Origin of the sequence: Bythopirellula goksoeyrii, from assembly GCF_008065115.1 — a bacterium.
Lineage (GTDB): Bacteria > Planctomycetota > Planctomycetia > Pirellulales > Lacipirellulaceae > Bythopirellula > Bythopirellula goksoeyrii.
Genome location: NZ_CP042913.1, coordinates 742,224 through 761,808, shown reverse-complemented (window position 1 = coordinate 761,808; position 19,585 = coordinate 742,224). Strand labels below are relative to the sequence as shown.

Below are 19,585 nucleotides of genomic sequence, written 5' to 3'. Positions count from 1 at the left end.
TCGAATTGCTGCTTTACTCATCCTCCGAATAGCGATTGAGCGAAATCTTCTTGCCGATCTCAGCCTTCAATCTTTCCTGGAATGACTCCTTGTCGGTATTGGCGAGGATTTGGGTAATCACCTGTTTGGGAGATTCGTCCCAAAAACTCGCACCATGTTGGAAGTAGTAGCGGGCCGTGGCTCCTTGGGGCAACGCGATAGCTATCGTGACGTATCCCACGGTGAGCGCCTTGAACACACTCGAAGCGGAACTCGCGACCGCTGATTTAGAATGTTGCGATCTGACACTGGGGTCTCCTTTCTCGATGAGATTTGAGTGCTCTATGAGATGGAGGCCTCTTTTAATCTGTAGAGCTAGTAACTCTGTCACACCCCGTCAAAGCCAGAGGTTTCTAGAGATTCTTAGACGTCATGCACTGGACACGGAGGAGGGTGCAGTGGTTAAAATCGAATGCTATCCGTGCCAGGAGTGGTTCCAGGCCAGATTCCAGTTGAGGGAGTGAATAAAGTGCGCCATTTCCGGCAAACTCTTGCGAGTAGCTCAGTTCTTTTGTCACAACTGCTGACAAGGAATCGAGGAATGCACTGGCACTGGAAAGCTCGCTTCCTAATTGCCACTCTTGTGGTATTTACTTCTCTGGTGTTCAGCCTTGACCCAGTGTGCGCTATCGAAGCCGGGATGCCCAATCCGCCGAGCTCGCCGACGGTCGTGAAGGTGGGAATCTTCCTGGCCGACATCATCGACTTGAACGAGGTAGAAGAAACCTTTCAAGCCGAATTCATCATCGTGGCAGAGTGGGAAGACCCAAGGCTGGCTTTCGATCCGGCAGAGGATGGAACGGATATGAAGCTCTTCCAGGGGCTGTTCCAATTTAATGAAGTCTTCTCGGGTTGGTGGCCTCAACTGTTACTCGTCAACGAAATTGGGACTGGCGACACCAATGCCATCACCATCCAGGTTCATCACGACGGGCGTGTCCGGTACATGGAGCAGCGGAACGTCACCTTAGAGACACCGATGAAGCTGAAACCGTTTCCGTTCGATACGCAAACGCTGGAGGCGAAGATGATTGCATTTGGCAACTACAGCGGGCAGGTGCTGCTGGAAGTGGACGAACGGGTGCTGGGTGCCACGGAGGAACACATCGTAGGCAACGAGCGAGTTAACATCGCACAGTGGCGCCTGGTCAATCTCGACATGGTGGCTAAGCTCTCGGACTATCGCTATTACGGAGCGCCGGAGCAACTTTCTGAGATCCGACTAAACATCACTCTGGAACGCCAATCGGCGAACATCGTTTGGAAGGTGATCGTTCCGCTGATCGTCCTTGTTCTTTTGATGTGGGCGGTCTTTTGGATGGAAGTGGACAATCTGTCGGATCGATTGAATGTCGCATTCATCGGAATATTGACGATTGTGGCCTACCAATTTCTGATTGATGGTACGATGCCTCGAATTTCATACTTCACATTTACGGATACAGTGTTGTTGTACTCGTTCTTGGTAATGTGCCTAGCGGTCCTCGAGAGTCTGATTCTTTATTCGATGTGCAAATCAGGAAACAAGGAGGCTGCGGAGAGATTAGACCGTGCAGTGCAGTGGGCTTTTCCAATCATCTACTTCATGGGCCTCCTCATCAGTTATCTCTACTATACATACTGCTACTAGAAGCTTGTTTGCTACCTATCCGAGTCGTAGCATCCAGTTATTTTCTGGCCACCAGAAGCTGTGGGTAACTTGTGGTTCAAGTAGGCATCCAAGAGTTGTACCGGCAACTTCACGCTACGCTATTCATCCCCCGCATAGCGATTGAGCGAAATCTTCTTGCCGATTTCAGTCTTCAAACGCTCCAGGACTGACTCCTTGTCGGTGTTGGCGAGGATTTGGGTAATCACCTGCTTGGGAGATTCGTCGCCCCAACTTGCACCGTGTTGGAAGTAATAGCGGGCCGCTTGGCCAACGATGTACGAGCCATAGCCCGCGGCGGCACCTTGAGGCAATGCAGTCGCAATTGTGCCGTAGCCCACAGTGAGCGCTTTAAACACACTTGAGGCGTAACTCACCACCGCTTCACTGAGCATTACCCAACCAGCAGCTTTTAAGATCGATGTCACAAGAGCGCGGGCGTTGGAAGTGGTGATGTTCATGCCGTAGATTTTGCCAAGAGTAACGACCATCGTGGCATCGACGGCAGTTCCACCGAGGATATCGACCGCGGGAACCGGGTTTAGAGCAACCGCTAGAGATTTGGTGACTGCAAAACTCCAGATCACTTTCGACGCTTCGGCTTCACGCAGCTTGATTCGAAGCGCCCCCATACGATCACCTTTGTCCGCGGCAAACATAGCGGCATTGAGCGCGATCAGGGCCTTGCCCTCCGCATTCAGGACTTTCAGAATTCGCTCTTTTAGCTCGCTAACTTTGGGTTCCGGCTTGCGCCACTCGGTGCGCGTGCTGCCATCGGCCGCTTCAATGACATACTCCATCTCGCGGGGATTAGCCTGCGTGACGACGACATTTTCCGGATCGACGATGTTAATCAACCGTCGCCCTCGAAATAATTCCAAGAGTTCCTGAAGGTCCTTCCGGGAGTAGAGGTCTGCTTTGTTCAAAACCAGAATGATCGGCTTGTGGCTGGCAGCAAGTTCAAGCAGCGCCGAGTATTCTGTTTCATTGAGGTCAGAATCTGTGACGAAGAGCACCAGATCCGCCCGCGATGCTGAGGAACGCGCAATGGCGGAACGCTCATGGCCTTCCACTTCATTGAGACCGGGAGTATCTACCAATACGACTTGCGAATTGGCCAGACCAGGGACACAGTAGCCGATGCCTTCCCACGGAACGTGCCAGATATCCTTCGTCCAGCCTCCCTGCACATTCACCTGGGTTACATTACCGCCGACCAAGGCATTGATGAGCGCGGATTTGCCTGTGCTGATTTCGCCGAAGACAACGATATCCACTCGACCGGCTTCCAGCTTGTCGGCCATCTGCTGCAGCTCATCGAAGTCACGCGCCAACACACGACGTTCTGCTTCGGTACAGCCCTGATAGTTTTCTATCGCCCGGCGTACAGAGGACACAGCCGCCTGATAGTCGACATCGGTAGTTACGAGAGGTTTCGTGGATACGGGCGAGTCAGTCATTGTCGTCCTTGCCATAGAAGGACTTGGAGAGTTCGCTGCGACCATGTTGGATGATTTTGCGCAAGTTGTCAGGTCGCGTGAGCAATTGCCATTGATCTCGGGCAAGCTCGGCGATTCCCCCCGGAGGTGCCTTCATGTCGCGACGGTAGTATTCCACGAAAACATTGCCGATCCACCGTGTCACTAGCGCTTGCACAATTCCTTGCACTAGGCCACCAGCGATCGTACCGATACCTGGCACGGTTTTGAGCGCCGAGCCAATTGCGGCCGCCACCGCAGGGGAGGCGGCCGTAGCCCCAACCATCGCCACAAGATTCTTGCCCAATTGTTCAAGCATCTTCACTACGCCATCGGTGTCGATGGGCTGCTTGTAGACGTGCGCGAGCTCGATCACCATCTTGATCGTAATCGCGCTTCCACCCGCCAGATCCAAAAGCGGAAACGGATTGATCCCCGCCGCGCCTCCGGCAGCCCACATGTATCGATTGATGATTTCGTTGGCACGCTTGTCGAGCACCGCTCGAACGCGTTCTTTTGATTCATCTACAATGCCGCGCGATTGCAAAAGCAGATTTGCCAACAGTAATTGCCGTCCATCCTTTTGCACGATCTGCAGCAACCGCTCTGCCAATGGTGCCACATTGGGTGGCATCTCGATTTCTTCGATCACTTCTTCGCCGTCGACAGTGACGCGAACCCGCTCACGGGTAACCGTCGCCGCCCGCACGGCCACCACATCCGCAGGCACGATCCCCGGCAATTGTTCAGAGATCTGCAAAGCGAGATGTACTTCGTCGTCGGTGTCATACCAATCTTCCTTGTTCAAACACACAACGATGCGCTTTTCCATATCATGAAGCTGTTTTACGAGATCGACTTCATACGACTTCAGTGGTCCGTCCACGACCAACAGGACAAGGTCAGCATTCTTGGCTGCCAACGCGGCAACGGCGGCACGCTCTTCACCGCGAACTTCGGCGAGACCAGGAGTATCAACCAATATCACTTGTTCGTTCCCTGGCCAGGGAACTTCGCTCCGCACCGAGGTCGTGCCTCCGATGATGTCTGAGGCAAACACTTGCCGGCCAGCCAGCGAGTTGAGCAGCGACGACTTGCCGCTCGATATCGTACCGAAGGCCACGATCTCCAAGCGAGACTGGGCATGTTTTTTCTCGATCGCATCCAAGGCATGTTCGATCTCAGCACGCAATTCAGCCGACACCCCTTCATCAAGGGCAAAGTTCTGGCTCGTGCTGATATTCTCCCGCAACTCGGCCTGCTGCTGGGAAGCGTCGAGTTCGCTGGGATTCTGTTGCCGCCTCTCGCGAGTAATGTGCTTCTTGCGTGTGTTTCGCCAGAGCTTGAGAAACACATAAACCGAAGCACCCAGCAGCACCGCTCCGCCAAGGGAAACAATGGCAAGATAGACGTAACCTAGCATGGGATAGGATTCGTCGATCGTACGATAGCCTCCAACCACCGTAGGCAGCCAAGCCACGAGCACATACCCCACAATAGCGAGATAGATGATCACCAGGAGTGTTGTGCCGCGAGGAAACTTCATAGGCTTAAGTCTATCTGAAACAGAATGCAGATGAACGCGGATTTTGGTGATTACCGCTGAGAATCATAACCCGTCTCAATACCCGACCAATACGCATTCATCCGTGGCTGATTTCATATTCTTCCAGCATAGTCACTATTCTTGCGGCCAGTCCGTCAGCTCAAACTTGAGTTTCACATTTTCTGTATGCTCTCCGTAGTGTCGAGCCATTTGCTCAAGCAGTTTTCGCGGGGTCCAGCGACTGCCAGGAGCCTGCTCGTCGAGGGGCAGATCGGCTAGCAGGTAGGCGAAACGCCGTGTCAACGCCGAGACACGTTCGATTTGGCGGGCTTCTTCTGCGCCGGTCCAGTCGGGATGCGCTGCCTCGTAATCAGGCGGCATTTGGGTCGGGTTCAGGTCGATCTTCGCAAATGCTGGGTCAACCTTGGCGTAAATCTCGGTAAAAAATCCTAATTCTCGCCCTATCATATGTTCGGCATTCCAACGCGGCGTGTGTGTGCCATTCGAGGGGCGAAAGCTCATCTGATTCGCACTTAGCGGAGCAAACACGTCTTCAGTTACAGCACTCGCTGATTCCTTCTTCGCAAACAGCTCGGCAAGCTCCTCGGGCATTTCCCAGGGCAGATAATTCAACACGACCACACGAGGTTTGGACTCCGTTTCGTTCACTATAGAGCTGACGGCCAGAGTATTCCCCACAGGTCGAACAACTTCAAATGCCGATCCCAATGCAGTCAAGAATGGATCAACTCCAGCAAGATCAAAATTGAGTGCTGAAGTCTTATAGTGAATCGGAACCACTATTCTTGGCTTGACTTGCTCTACCAGCACGGCCGCTTGAGCGCCATCGACCGTGTAGGTACCCCCCACGGGGATGAGCAACACATCCACCTTGCCCATCGCTTTAAGCTGTTCCTCTGTGAATCGCGATTGTCCGATGTCGCCACAATGAACGATCCGCACTCCATCGACCTCGGCGAGCAGCATCGCAACAGCGCCGCGATTTTCACCTTGCTCATCGTCGTGCCAGGCCGGAATGCTTGTCACCACGATCGCATGTGGCGAGCGTGCCATCCTCAGTTTGGCATTCGTCCAGCGAATTTCTTCTTGATTAGGAAATCGATCCAAGGCCTGATAGATCTTCGTGAACTCTTCTGATTCGTGCAAGCCGCGTGCAATGATCGGCTTGCCACGGACAAGGTCCGGGTTGTTATGGTCTGGATGATTGTGCGTGATCAGCACCAAGTCCGCCGTCTGTTCGGGATCCTTGTAGCCGATGCTCAGACTGTAGGGATCGATGACAATCTTGAGGTTCCAATAGGTCTCGATCGAAACCATCGCCTGCCCCCACCAGCGCACGGCAACCGGCTTGCCTGGATCGGCATGTACCAGCGAATGACCAGCACACATCCCTAGAATAAGTAGAAATAAGTGCGATCGCATGAGGAGCCTCCCGGTCAATGATTAGGTCGATACGATGAAGAGACTAGTCTACAGAAACTTGCGCCTCAGCGTCAGCACCTCTGCCGACTACACCAACCCCCAGCGCTTCCGCAGAAACCATTCAGTACCTAATAGCCCCACTAACGCTGTCAACATGGGCCAACTGTCCCATAAACTTTTTTGAGTGGAAACTTCTTCCTCAAATTCCTCAAAACGATCCTGCAGGCGTTCAAGCAGGTCGGGTAGCTCCTCAGGTGCAAGACCCGCGCCACCCACGTCGGAAGTCAGATTCGCTAGTGACGCCATGAAGGTGGGCTCTGCGGCAGGTTGGTCGAGTTCCATATCACGATCGGGAACCGTGAAGCGCACTTCGGAAGAACCGAGTTCTTCTCTGCCCGTTGTGGCGGTGACCGTGAGTCGATAGTCACCGGGAATCGAAGTTTCATCGAAATTGCCGATATACTCCTTGCCCCTTGGAGTGACTTGCACCGTGGCGACGCTCCCGTCGGGCTTTTCTATTTCAACTTGGAACTGTGCCCCTGCCACGGATTCTTGTTTCTCGTCGAAAGCACCCACTGCAAATTCAATGCGACTCCCACGTTGATATCGCCGTTGGTCAAGTCGCGCCCACACATCTTTTCCCCCCGTGTCATCTTTGCGAGAAAGCCACATCACCAATTGCCGCCAAAAACGATCCTGTAGTTCAGCGTGACCTTCCATCGGCCAACGCCAGGTCGTATCGAAGGCCACTGCCGCCGTGCGACCATTACCCCATGCTCCAACAACGACTAACGGAGAATGTTGAGGATCATCCGCTTCGGCAATCACGGCCGCATTCGGTTTGAGACTTCTCGGATCGAATCGATTCGACCCGTCTAGTGGTGGAAGGTTGCTCCAATCAAGCTTCGCAGCGCTGTCTTCACCAATCTGGAAAATAGGGTGCAGGCTCCCCCCCTGTGGCAGAGGGTTCACGCGCAAGGGCCCCGTCAAATGCATATCGGCCCGAGGGGGCTCACCAAAATTTTGTCGTTCCGCGCGCCCCATGACAATCGGGAGAATATCGTCCATCGGCGTGTTGCGAAATCCGCCGGGGCCAAAACTGTGGAATCCTCCCAGCATGGCAAGCCCCGCTCCTTTGCCCACGTCGTCGGCAATCATCTCCCAGGTCTCGCGACTGAGTCCCGCATAGTCGACGTTCTGCAGGAGAAACACATCAAACTTCCCTTCGCGAAGTTGTTCGCGCAAATCGAACTGTTGACGTCGGTAATTGATCAACTCATAGTGAACATGTAAGTCGGCATAGGTGGCCAGGGCAGCGCGAACGAATCGAGGTTCGATCCCCGGTCCACCGCCGACCCGCTGCGAGCCAACGAGATAAAGCACATTGACGCCCCCCTTCATCACAGTAACAAATGTACTCTGGGAATTATTTGTCGTCGCGAGTTCCCCCGCTGGGGGCTCCACCGCGACGGCAATCTTGAATTCGCCAGGAGCCTGTGGAGTGTGCGTGAGTGTCACCGGATACTGCCGCTGGTTCGCGGAGATTCGCAGGGGCTCGGTCGCGACGACTTCCATCTCTCCCTCTGCATTCTCCCAGAGCAATTGAACCTTGACGGTTTGGTTGGCATAGCCATCGGCTGTGACGTTCGCCTGAATGGTCGCCGGTGCTTCGGCAAACAAGACGTTGTTGATCAGCAAATCATCAACCCGCAAATCCGATTGCAAGCCTAACGACGGCTTACCAAAGGTAAATGTGTAGAGGGGGATGCGATCAGTGGCCAGTCGAGCAACAGCCAACTGCGGGGGTTCATCTCGCGGCGGAAATGCCCGTTGGGCACCGTCGCTCAGCACCAACATCGCCACGATCCGTTGCTGCGATTCCCGGTCAAGCAAATCACCAATCGCAGAACCCATCGCCGTCTGCGAACCTTCAGCATTCTCCGGCAAAACAAACCCTTCATCGACTCGCTTCACCAATTCGGTTTCGTCCGCGAAGCGATAGAGTTTCACGTCCCAGCTTTCTGCCAGTTCAGCGAACTGGTCACCAGCCGAGGCGAGCGATGCTTTGAGAGCGTTCCACCGCGATTGATTGCCGAGCGAATCCTCAATCGACATACTCCGCGAATCATCCGCCAAGAGCAACAGCGAGCCAGGCACTTTGTTCACGATGGTAGTCACCAGTGTAGGGCGCAACATCGTCAAGATGAGCAGTAGTGCCGTCAGTCCACGCAGGATCATGAGAATCATGCGACGTCGGGGCAGGAGTGACCGACCTCGCGGCCCCACCAACAGCACCAACACCAGCAGTATCGCCACTGAGCCAGTGAACCAAAAACCTCCCACGGGATCGACAGACCAATTGGTCATGCTGGCCGCTCCTCACGATAGAAGCGATTGGAGAGCAAGTGTTCGCTGCCCCACACGAAGACCACCATCAGAATTGCCCAGGAAAACAATTCTTTCCCTCGGCGACCGATGTTGACATACTGTTCCACGTCATCGAGCGAGTTGGCCAAATGGACGCGTCCCTCTGGAAGCGCTGCAAGAATCGCCTCGGGATCCGCCTGCTCGAGACGACTCAACTCAGCGGCAGCGTTTACGCTGAATCCCTCGTCCAGCGAACCAGACCGCCCCCCGGCTGCAACACGATAGTTGCCGAGCTGCCCGGTCGTGCTGATGCGAATCGTGTCTTCTCCTGGAGGCAGCGTACGGCGGAGGCCTTCGCCATTTGGATCGCGCAACACAAAATCCGTCACGTGCTGCCGCGGTGATAATCGCAGGTTGACGGTTTCTCCGGCCCCATAATTCAGCTCTTGATCTTCATTGCGTGACAGATAACCCACGATGTTGTTCACTAGTGCGACAAATGGCCACGGTTCGGGGTGCGTGGGGAGCAAATTCCAAGGCTCCCGACCCACAGGCTGAAGTGGATCGGAAATCGGCGTGGTTAACGTCAGCACTCGCCCCTGACCTAAGGGTCGCTCGACGAGTGCCGGTTGATTGTTCGCATATTGGGCAACGACGTACGAATCGCCCGCCATCTCGGCTTCATCGAACTGCCAAAACCGCCACACGGGATAAATCTGCCAGGGAATCTCCTCAGCATAGTTTCGCAACGCTGCGAGCGCTGGATGGTCAAGTCGCCGAGGCCGAAAATAGGTTTCCTGCCGTGAGCGAAGCTTCAGCATCCCCGGCAGCAATTGTTGCGCAGACGGATTGTTGAAACCGCTAGGCGTGGCTCGATTGCCCAGAAAGATACCGACCCCTCCACCAGCACGGGCGAAATCAGCGAGATGATTCCAAACCTCATCGGCAAGTGGCGGGGGGTCCAAGAGACAAACAGCATCATACTGAGCAAAGTCGATTTTGGCGGCGTTGGCAAACCGGTCGCCCACTGTATCAAATCGCTTCTGGACATTCTCGCCTAGTAGGGACGGGCTCAGTGCCTCACGCAGAAACAGAGTATCAGCATTTGTTTCCCCTAACAGTAATACCCTCACACTAGGTCGGACCTCTACCGTAAAGAATCGTTGGTTGTCGAATTGCAGTGGATCCGTCGTTGATAGTTTCACGACACCTTGGTGCGTCCCTAGCGACAAGTCACTTAAGACAAACTCCGTATGACCGGTCCCCGTCGAATCAAGTTCCACAATCCGCTGGCCACGCTTGACCAGCTTGTTTGTCGAATCTTCAAGAAACAGTTCCAGCAAGGGCTGTTCGTCGTAGCCGACGCTTTCCAGATCGACATCCACACGTAGTTGCTCACCGGGACCAAGATAGCTTGCGCTAAGTTTCAACGGTGCAAGTGACAGATTGCGCGGATGTTCCACACCCACATCGACGACATAGATCCGCACGTCGGGAGCTTCTTCGAGTGATTCCCGAATCGTTGCCAAACCAGCTTCGTCGAAGTCCTCCGCCGCTAAGTCGCTGAACACAAACACCTCTTGTCGGCGATCTTCCTGCTCTGCCACCAATTCGATCGCATTCCGCACCGCATCGGCTAGCGACCGCGGATTGCTCTCGGCAGTGAGGCCCACAAGGCGGCCATCCGCTGTGGTCTTGTCGATCACAAAACTGTTCGTCGCATGACTCAAGTCGAGCACAGCAATCATCGTTTCGTCAGGAAATTGCTTTACCAACGACTGCGCCAACTCACTAGCCGCCGTCAGTCGTGTATGATTTCGCTCGACATATTCCATGCGGAGCGAGTTATCCATCACCATCGCCACGGCCAGCGGCGCACCCTCTTTCCCCTTCAAGCCACTCCCACGCAAAGTGGGTCGCGCAAGGGCGAAAGCAAGCCCAGCAATCAACAAACACCGCAGCGCCAACAGCAAGAGATGCCGAAAGTTGAGCCGACGACGATTCGCATCCTGACGACGCTTGACGAATTGCAGCGCGGCAAAGGTCACTTGCTTCGGCTGACGGCGCATCACCAGATGCAGAATGATCGGCAACACGATCAATCCTGCACCGGCCAGTAATGCGGGCGTCAGAAAACCCATGGTCTATCCTAAATTTCGACGATTGATCAAATACTCCGTCAACGCGCGATCGAACGGCATTCCCGTGTCCAAGGGCACATAATCGATCCCGCTCTGACGGCACTCTTTCTCATACTGAGAACGAAACCGATTGATTTCGTCCACATAGTCTGCCCGATAGGCGTCGGCATCCACTTCAATCGTCTCCTGCGTCTCCGGGTCGCGCAGTTCTACCAACCCCTCAAATGGAAACGAAACCTCCGCCTGATCCAGGATATGAAACAGGATCACATCATGCCCCCCATGACGCAGTCGCCGCATCGCCGCAATCACGGGCTCAGGTTCCACGAGCAAGTCACTGAAGATCATCACCAGACTACTATGCTTGAGCATCGCCGCTAGTTGAATGATACTCTGGGCGACATTGGTCTTATCGTGCGGTGTAAGATTCGCCAGCACCGAAAGGATGTTTCCAATCTGTTGGCGCTTGGACTTTGGTGGCAAGCAATCGACGATCTTTTCTCCAAAAGTCACCAGTCCTACGGGGTCATTCTGGTGGATCATCAGATAGCAAAGCGCGGCCGCTAGGCAGATGGAATAGTCAAACTTGGTCAGTTCCTGGTCGTGGCTGTAGGCCATCGAGGCACTCAGATCCATCACCAGATAACCGGTGAGGTTCGTCTCCGCCTCGAACTTTTTCACGTAGTATTTATCGGTCTTGGCATAGACCAACCAGTCGATATCCGACGGATTATCCCCAGGCACATACTTGCGATGCTCACTAAACTCGACGGAAAACCCATGAAACGGGCTTGCATGCATCCCCTGAAAGAAACCCTTGATAATAAACTGCGCGCGCAAGTCCAGCCGCGCGATATGCCGCACAACTTCAGGCTTCAGATATTTTTCAACCGTGGAGGACATGTGTGTTACCGCGGAGGCGCAGAGCCGCGGAGGGAGGGTTTCAACTAGAGTTTGTTAACCATGCGTTTAATTCCGGTTTTGAGTAGCGGGACATTAAAATTTATTGCTAATCCGACCTTGTAACCAGAAAGCTTGAGGTAGCTGAGTAGTTGGGCTTCGTAGACTGGATGCCAATCTACGACCGATTTAACCTCAATTACAACTTCTTGTTCGACGACGATGTCCATTCTATAGCCACATTCCACTTCGACTCCCTTATAAGTGACAGGCAATACAACCTGTCGAGAATACTTCAGTCCCCGCGTTTCTAGCTCCTTAAAAAGACATGTCTCATACGCAGACTCGAGCAGACCAGGCCCAAGATGACGATGCACCTCAATAGCGGAACCAATGATAACATCAGTAACCTGATTAATTCTCTGCGCCTCATCGTCTCCGCGGTTCATGATTTTCCCCTACCCCGCGTACTTCGGCATCTCCGGCACGGGGATCGCCTCCATCAACCGCGTGATCAGTTTCTCGGGGGTCATGCCTTCGGCTTGGGCTTGAAAGTTGGTGCTTACCCGATGCCGAAGCACAGGAATCGCTACCTTTTGCACGTCCTCGATGGCGACTGTAAACCGCCCATCCATCGCGGCAAGTGCCTTGCCACCATGAATCAAAAACTGTCCCGCTCGGGGACCGGCACCCCAGTCCACCAAATCGCGCACAAATTCGGGAGCCGAAGGATCCCCAGGGCGTGTCGCCCTAACCAGCGATGCGACATACTTGATAATTAATTCACTCACTGCCACCGAACCAACCAGTTTCTGCAAGTTGAGAATTGCCCGCGCCGAAAGAATCTTGGTCACTTCGGGTTTTTCTCCCCGGGTGGTCGAAGCCAGGATCCGCTGTTCCTCGTCCGACGTCGGGTAGTCCACTTTGATGTTAAACATAAACCGGTCGAGCTGCGCTTCGGGCAGCGGGTAGGTACCTTCTTGCTCGATGGGGTTTTGTGTCGCGATGGTAAAAAACGGATCGGGCAATCCGTAGGTCGTTTGTCCAATTGTGACTTCGCGTTCTTGCATCGCCTGCAAAAGCGCGGCCTGTGTCTTGGGAGGTGTTCGGTTGATTTCGTCGGCCAAGAGAATATTCGTAAATACCGGGCCTTCAACGAATCGAAAGCTCCGCCGACCGTGCTCATCTTCTTCCAGCACATTCGTGCCAGTGATATCCGATGGCATCAAGTCTGGTGTGAATTGAATGCGCTTAAATCCCAGATCCAGAATCTGCGAGAGCGTGCTGACCATCAGGGTCTTTGCCAGCCCCGGCACGCCTTCCAGAAGACAGTGCCCCCGAGTAAAGATGGCAGCGAAGATCTGTTCGATCACCTCGTCCTGGCCAATGATTACCTTTTGCAGTTCCTGCTGCATGACCAGTCGGTGCTGCCGAAAGTCTTTGAGAATATCCCCAAGATTGCGTGTCACTGAGTTTCCTTTCTAGGTGAGAAAGCTTGCGAGGTTTGCTGCCAGAATTCGAAATGCTCATGCCGATTGGTGTGCTTTCCTAAATTTGGTGAGCAGGTGAGTAGGTGAGTAGGGAAAAATACTTGGGGGAGAATTTCCAAAGATTACCTATACCCACTCACTTACTAACTTATTCACCCGAACCCGACCAATTCTATAGCTCCCCCCCACTACCGACAATGTGCGGGATTTATTAGGCGAGTGATCCGCTCATTGTTTTCCCAGTTATCGCAGCTTACGATAGAAGACAGTGGATCCTATTCTTTTCAGAGATGGGTAGAGCATGAGGCGACATCAACGTAGTTTGCTCAGAATCGTGCTGGCGGCAGTTTGCCTGTTGCCAGCATCTCTACCGCTGCATGCCCAGTTTCTCAACGACATTGCTGAGCCACTCACCGCTGAACAGGTCCGCGAGTCAATCAGTGGCGGGGTGAAGTATCTGCTGGAAGAGCAAAACGAAGCCCGAGGCACCTGGAATGACTTGGCTCCCTATCCCGGGGGCGTGACTGCTCTTTGCACAATCGCCCTGCTGAATTCGGGAGTCGATCCGAACGATCCGCAGATACAAGCTGCCCTCGCTTATCTTCGCGACATTCCACCGACTAAGACCTACAGTGTCGCCCTGCAAACGATGGCTTTCTGTGCTGGCGATCCCCAGCGTGATCAAATGCTCATCCAGCGAAACGTCAATTGGCTCGAGTCGATTCAATTGGAAAACGGCTCTTGGTCTTACCCTTCAGGTGATGGTGACAACAGCAACTCGCAATTTGCCGTGCTCGCACTACACGAAGCCGAGCGTGCAGGAGCCCAAATCAAACTCGAAACCTGGAAGAAGGCTGCCGAGTATTGGAGCGGAGCTCAAAACCCCGATGGCTCTTGGGGATACAAAATTGGCTGGGACGAAGGTCTCGGCAGCATGACCTGCGCTGGTATTGGAGCAACTGTTATCTGCAACGAACGCGCCAAACGAGCCGACGCCGACGTGAAGAACGGCTTGGTGCAATGCTGCCAACCCCATGAGGAAGAGGATTCCTTAGATCGGGCGCTCACTTGGCTAGGGCGCAATTTTTCCGTCCGGCGCAATCCGGGCCGTCGCGGCATGGGGCAAGTTTGGCACTACTACTATCTCTATGGACTGGAACGCGTGGGGCGTCTCACAGCACGGCGATTCATCGGCGAACTGGACCCCCACGATTGGTACCGTGAGGGAGCCGAGTATTTAATCCGAAACCAAGACCCCTTTAGCCACAGTTGGACCGGCCAGAACACCGCCGAAGACAACCCGCACATCGCCACTTCGATGGCACTGTTGTTCCTCTCCAAGGGACGCCGACCCGTCCTCATGGCCAAGCTTACGCATGGCCCCGGGGAAGATTGGGATAATCACGAAAACGACATGGCCAATCTCACCGCTCGTGTCGAGAAACTCTGGGATATTGATCTCACGTGGCAAATCCTCAATCCCGAGTCGGCTACCGTCGACGACCTGCTTCAAGCGCCAGTCCTATTTCTCTCTGGAAGCAAATCGCCAGATCTCGACGGCACGGCGCAAAAGATGCGCGACTACATCGATCGTGGGGGATTTCTGTTTGCCGAATCCTGCTGTCTCGATGGCAGTCGGTTCGAAGAAGGTTTTCGCAAGTATCTGGACAAAGTCTTCCCAGAGAAGGAATATCGCCTCCGCCGCGCCGGCCCCGAGCATCCTCTCTGGCGAGTTGAAGAACTCGTGCGACCCGAATCCCCCTATGTCGGCAGACTTTGGACGGTCGAATATGGCTGCCGCACCTGCGTGGTGTTCTCAGAGATCGACCTCTCGTGCTACTGGGAATTGTACGGACGCATCGGGCGACCCACATTTCCCGAGACGATTGAAAAGCGGCTCAACGATGCCATGGCTGTCGGTGTGAATGTGCTCGCCTATGCCACTAATCGCGAACCCAAGGGCAAAGAGGCCTCCTTCGTTGCCACGATCGACGCGGCCGAACTCGCCGCCGCCGGCAGTCGCGGCACGATCCAAATCGCCAAGCTCCAACACGGCGGTGGCTGCAACGATGCCCCCGGAGCGCTCGTGAACCTGCTCCGCACCGCCGCTCAGGGAGAACTCAAGCTGCAGGTATCAACCAACGAGTTCCAGATCACTGCAGACGATCCCAATTTAAAACGTTTTGTACTCGCCTTCATGCACGGCCGGCACGATTTCCGTTTCACGCCAAAGGAACAGGAGTCTTTGCGAGAATATCTCACCAATGGCGGCACCCTCTTTGCTGACAGCATTTGCGCGAGCCCGCAATTTGCCGCTGCTTTCCAGCGGGAAATTAAGCAGGTGCTCCCCGACTCACAACTGGAGCGCATCCCGGTCACCGATACTCTCTTCCGCGATTCCGCCGGCGGCTCCGACATCCGCAAGGTCAAACGCCGGGATCCCGTCGAGCGCCAAGCCGACCAACCCCTGGCCACCCGCACTCGTGAAGTCGAACCCGAACTGCTGGGCATTAAAATCGACGGTCGCTGGGCTGTCATCTTTTCACCCTACGACATCAGCTGTGCCCTCGAGCAACACGAAGCGATGGAATGCCGCGGCTACACCCGCGAAGACGCCGCGCGCATCGGCCTCAACGTGTTGATGTACACCCTAAGCCCCGACACCGAGTAGCCGTTGGCCGCGCCTCGCAGGGAAGCGCGGCCCTTTACTATCAAGGGAGAAGCATTCCCGGTGAATTCCACAACCCTTGCGATACTTGCAACTTTGCCGATCGCATCGGTTGCTCTACTCTTGGTCGGCTTGCGCTGGCCTGCCAGCCGAGCTATGCCGATCTGCTATCTGATTGTCGCCCTGTTGGCCGGTTTTGTCTGGCAGATACCTGCGGTAGTGATCGCAGCAGCCAGCCTGAAGGGTCTCCTCATCACGGCCAAGCTGTTGTTCATTATCTTTGGCGCCATCCTCCTGCTAAACACCCTCGAACAGAGCGGCGCATTGGTGAGGATCAAACAATCGTTTCGAAATATTTCGCCAGACCGACGCGTACAAGCGATTATCATCGCTTGGCTCTTCGGGTCGTTCATCGAAGGGTCCGCCGGCTTTGGCACACCCGCTGCAGTAGCAGTCCCTCTGCTGGTCGGCCTTGGATTTCCTCCCATGGCTGCAGTCGTGTCAGGGATGGTCATACAGAGTACTCCCGTCTCATTTGGTGCATGTGGAACACCAATCATGATTGGTGTTACCGACGGATTGCGTGGTGCTGGTACGATCAACGATTTTGCGCTTGCCCAAGGCTTCGAGTGTGGTGCACAACTCCAGCAATTGATCGGTGTCAAAGTAGCACTGCTGCATTTGATCGTCGGAACATTGATCCCGCTTTTTCTTGTCTCACTCCTGACCCGCTTCTTTGGAGTTGCGCGGTCCTATCGAGAAGGGCTTGCCCTCTGGCGATTCGCCTTGTTCGCAGCCGTAGCAATGACGGTTCCCTATTTCCTCGTCGCCCTTTTCTTGGGACCGGAGTTCCCTTCGATCCTCGGCGGCTTGATCGGGCTCACCATTGTGGTACCTGCTGCCAAAAAAGGCTTTCTGATACCCGACCCGGACAAACCATGGGATTTCGGTCCCCAAGAAACGTGGGAACCCGAGTGGACTGGCAGCGAATTGGGCGATCCCGTCGATAACGGACGCGGCTTCTCACTCTTCTCGGCCTGGAGTCCCTACCTCTTGGTTGCGATTCTCCTCGTGCTTACGCGACTACCCAACCTGCCACTTCAACAGTGGCTCTTGGGAGTTGCAATCCCCGTTCAGAGCATCTTAGGGACTGACATCAGCGATTCGATCACACCTCTCTATTTGCCCGGAGCCGTATTTATTGCTGTGGCTCTCTTCGTGGTCTGGCTTCACCGCATGCGGTTCAGAGAATTCGCATCCGCGGTCCACAAATCCAGCAAGACAGTCGTTGCCGCGTCCATTGCACTCGTCTGCACCGTCCCCATGGTGCAGGTGTTTCTCAATAGCGCCGGGGGAGAGGCGGGTTATCCTGCTATGCCGTTGGCATTGGCCGAAGGGGTTGCCCACCTGACGGGCAACGCATGGCCACTAGCCTCGCCTTTTATCGGCGGAATCGGAGCGGCCGTGGCGGGAAGCAACACAATAAGCAACATGATGTTTTCCCTCTTCCAGTACGACGTAGGACTCAAGATCGACGTTGACCCCACCTGGATCGTCGCGCTGCAAGCTGTCGGCGGCGCCGCCGGCAACACGATCTGCGTCCACAACGTGGTTGCCGCCTCCGCTGTGGCTGGCCTCGTTGGCAAAGAAGGACAGATCATCCGCAAAACACTTATCGTGTTTCTCTACTACGCGCTGCTTGCGGGCATACTGGGCTACTGGATCGTCTCCTGAATGGCAGTTCAGAATATCACCCGGAACCTTTGCGCACCTAACTCCCGTGGATTGCATTCCCCGGGACCCGCAGAGTAGCAGAGTCTCAAGCGATCGCCGATTACTCGCTCGTCGCTTTATCGAACACCAACCCAGCAACGTCTTTCGCTTCGCACCACTTAGGTGACTTTGACGACCACACCCGGCAATGCGGCTTCAAGCTTCCCTCGCGACCATGCGCCACCAGCTGATCAAACGACAGCGGGCCAATCTTGTTGTGATCCACGATGTAGTGCCAGGTCACCTTGGGCGGCTCCGATTTGGTAGTGCTCTCCGCTACTTGCTGCTTCTTCTCCAATGCTTGCTGCACGTCCGGAGGCAGATGCGCCATGATAATCGTCGATGCCGCCGGATCTTCGAACAACCCTTTCACACGATGCGCACCTACCCAGGTACCATCGGCTCCCTTTCGCACGGAGTCATCGGGCGTGATCTGATGCTGCCGCGCCATCTCCAAGAGTTGCTTGGATGAAAATGGACCCAGCTCGGACCCCATCAACCGGCAATACCATTCGGTCGCCATAACACCTCTCCCAGCGAAGTGTGCATTAAGAATAGATTGAGAAAAGACTCGCCGACATCGGCTAACTAATATTGTACACCATTTGGTGTCGAAATGCTATTTCAGTGCCCAGAGATTGTCTTCGATGTCGACGGGGCTTGGACGATTCGTATTTCCCAGTCAGACGAGACTCCAACTCTGGCTAGTCGCCACCATCAAACCCTGGAATCTCTCGTCATCCCCCCGCAAGCAGCCGCTCGACTTCCTTGCTCAGGAGTTTGCCGCGGCAGTGGATCGCGGCGACCCGACCATCACGTCCCAGTAAGACGAATGCCGGGATCGAGCGGATGCCAAACTTCGCGCCCATCGACTTCTTGTTGTAGGGGTGCCTGTCAGCCACCACAGTCCAAGGCGGGTTCTCCTTGCGCGTAAAAGATGCGAGCGCCTCGAGATCCTTGTCGACGCTGACCGCCAGCACTTCGAAGCCGGCGCCGTTGTACTTTCGCCAGTTGTCCAAAATATTAGGTATCTCTGCCTTGCAAGGTCCACACCAAGTCGCCCAAAAATCGATAAGGACAACCTTGCCTTTGTAGTCGTCGGAGCTGATCGGTTCTCCATCGAGAGTATAGCCCTCCATCAGAAAGGGCTTGCCAATAAGTTTCTTTAGCGGGTCGGCTTCGCCTGCCAGTGCTACGCTGGCCTCGAAGTCGAGAGATTTTTCGCCATCGGGATACACTGCGCTAAGAGCGAAAATCCGCCAGTCCTCGTCTGCGTTAGCACCAGGGTTAACCAACCGCAGGTGCAGCCACGTCTGGTGAAGCTGCTCCCCGGCCTCCACGCGAACCGGTATCTCAGCCACAGAGCCATCAAATTTTGGCCTACCGACACGGATCGCCTTTCCACCCACTTCAGGTCGAGGAAGATACACCAACGGAGACTTCCCGGTTTTGATCAAAGCCTGGGCCTCATCGGTGAGTAGCTTGCCAGCACCGATACGTTCTCTCGTGCGGAGGTCGGCGTAAAACGTCTCAGCAAGTTCCATAACCACCTCGCGCTGTGGCTTCTGCCTCGTAGGTTCGGAGACTTCCTCACGCTGAGCGGCCTCTTTCTGTTGTGCCTTGACGAACTCCCGGTCGGCCTCGCTCAGTTTTTTCAGCGGAACAGAAAGTTCTTTGCCATCGGCATTGCGGAGGAGGACCTTGCCCCCTTTCACCCCGACGTATTCCGCAGTGATGGAGAATTTGCCGCTCTCGTCAGTCCAGTTCCTCTCGGCGGCCCAACACGCGCCGACAACCAAAATCACCGCCAAACCAAACACCAACGATCTACCCATATTCGCGCAGTTCATCGATTCGGCCTTATGCAAGGAGAAAGAGACTGAACAAGAAAAGAGTGCGATTGCTCTCAGGCAAAGATTCTAAGCTGGCGAGATATGCTAAGTCAACAATTCTAGCTCCCGCTTTCGCAAGAAGGCGTTTAACGGCTACTCCGAGTCAACACAAGCGATCGGTGGCGACTGGAATCCTTAGGCCCCCGTTTTGTGGCAGAAATAGTGGCGCGCTTGTTCGAGGAACGAAATACGTGGCTATT

The 19,585-nt window shown here is 54.7% G+C and carries 14 protein-coding genes; 3 read left to right on the top strand and 11 right to left on the bottom strand.

Translation table 11 applies throughout. The features are described 5' to 3' along the window. Nucleotides 1-13 precede the first annotated feature (13 nt). Nucleotides 14-220: a hypothetical protein gene (locus Pr1d_RS02990; protein WP_148072139.1), complete on the bottom strand. Its 207-nt coding sequence runs from the start codon at nucleotides 218-220 to the stop codon at nucleotides 14-16. 360 nt (nucleotides 221-580) lie between these two features. Here Pr1d_RS02990 and Pr1d_RS02985 point away from each other — a divergent pair, with 360 nt between their 5' ends. Continuing rightward, nucleotides 581-1,669 carry a ligand-gated ion channel gene (locus Pr1d_RS02985; RefSeq protein WP_168205025.1) on the top strand — a complete coding sequence of 363 codons (1,089 nt, stop codon included), beginning with the start codon at nucleotides 581-583 and terminating at the stop codon, nucleotides 1,667-1,669. Between the two features lie 119 nt (nucleotides 1,670-1,788). Here the strand turns inward: Pr1d_RS02985 and Pr1d_RS02980 are convergent, their stop codons facing one another. The 8 genes from Pr1d_RS02980 to Pr1d_RS02945 form a co-directional block, all read right to left on the bottom strand. Further along, nucleotides 1,789-3,147, bottom strand: a complete 1,359-nt coding sequence (locus tag Pr1d_RS02980) for a YcjF family protein (protein ID WP_148072137.1) — start codon at nucleotides 3,145-3,147, stop codon at nucleotides 1,789-1,791. Then, a complete protein-coding gene (locus Pr1d_RS02975) occupies nucleotides 3,140-4,711 on the bottom strand; it encodes a YcjF family protein (RefSeq protein WP_148072136.1) in 1,572 nt (523 codons plus the stop codon). Before Pr1d_RS02975 ends, Pr1d_RS02980 begins: the two co-directional genes overlap by 8 nt. 135 nt (nucleotides 4,712-4,846) lie before the next feature. Next, nucleotides 4,847-6,154, bottom strand: a complete 1,308-nt coding sequence (locus tag Pr1d_RS26200) for an MBL fold metallo-hydrolase (RefSeq protein ID WP_148072135.1) — start codon at nucleotides 6,152-6,154, stop codon at nucleotides 4,847-4,849. Between the two features lie 87 nt (nucleotides 6,155-6,241). Beyond that, the gene (locus Pr1d_RS02965) at nucleotides 6,242-8,521 is read right to left on the bottom strand and encodes a hypothetical protein (protein WP_148072134.1); all 2,280 of its coding nucleotides are present in this window, start codon (nucleotides 8,519-8,521) and stop codon (nucleotides 6,242-6,244) included. Further along, nucleotides 8,518-10,662 (bottom strand): vWA domain-containing protein, encoded by a 2,145-nt coding sequence (locus tag Pr1d_RS02960; RefSeq protein WP_148072133.1) that lies wholly within the window; start codon nucleotides 10,660-10,662, stop codon nucleotides 8,518-8,520. The genes Pr1d_RS02965 and Pr1d_RS02960 overlap by 4 nt, the downstream gene beginning before the upstream one ends. Before the next feature lie 3 nt (nucleotides 10,663-10,665). Further along, nucleotides 10,666-11,565, bottom strand: a complete 900-nt coding sequence (locus Pr1d_RS02955; protein WP_148072132.1) for a DUF58 domain-containing protein — start codon at nucleotides 11,563-11,565, stop codon at nucleotides 10,666-10,668. Between the two features lie 44 nt (nucleotides 11,566-11,609). Further along, nucleotides 11,610-12,011, bottom strand: a complete 402-nt coding sequence (locus Pr1d_RS02950) for a GxxExxY protein (protein ID WP_148072131.1) — start codon at nucleotides 12,009-12,011, stop codon at nucleotides 11,610-11,612. Between the two features lie 9 nt (nucleotides 12,012-12,020). Beyond that, entirely contained in the window at nucleotides 12,021-12,977 is a 957-nt protein-coding gene (locus Pr1d_RS02945; RefSeq protein ID WP_210417978.1) for an AAA family ATPase, read from the bottom strand. 376 nt (nucleotides 12,978-13,353) lie between these two features. Here Pr1d_RS02945 and Pr1d_RS02940 point away from each other — a divergent pair, with 376 nt between their 5' ends. Together Pr1d_RS02940 and Pr1d_RS02935 are read left to right on the top strand one after the other, a co-directional pair. Beyond that, complete coding sequence (locus Pr1d_RS02940) at nucleotides 13,354-15,723, top strand: DUF4159 domain-containing protein (RefSeq protein ID WP_148072130.1); 2,370 nt, start codon at nucleotides 13,354-13,356, stop codon at nucleotides 15,721-15,723. Between the two features lie 60 nt (nucleotides 15,724-15,783). Continuing rightward, nucleotides 15,784-17,454 (top strand): L-lactate permease, encoded by a 1,671-nt coding sequence (locus Pr1d_RS02935; protein ID WP_148072129.1) that lies wholly within the window; start codon nucleotides 15,784-15,786, stop codon nucleotides 17,452-17,454. Between the two features lie 100 nt (nucleotides 17,455-17,554). On the opposite strand, the gene Pr1d_RS02930 is transcribed toward Pr1d_RS02935, so the two are convergent. After that, a complete protein-coding gene (locus Pr1d_RS02930; protein ID WP_148072128.1) occupies nucleotides 17,555-18,016 on the bottom strand; it encodes a DUF4339 domain-containing protein in 462 nt (153 codons plus the stop codon). Nucleotides 18,017-18,230: 214 nt separating this feature from the next. Then, the gene (locus Pr1d_RS02925; protein WP_148072127.1) at nucleotides 18,231-19,343 is read right to left on the bottom strand and encodes a redoxin family protein; all 1,113 of its coding nucleotides are present in this window, start codon (nucleotides 19,341-19,343) and stop codon (nucleotides 18,231-18,233) included. Nucleotides 19,344-19,585 lie beyond the last annotated feature (242 nt).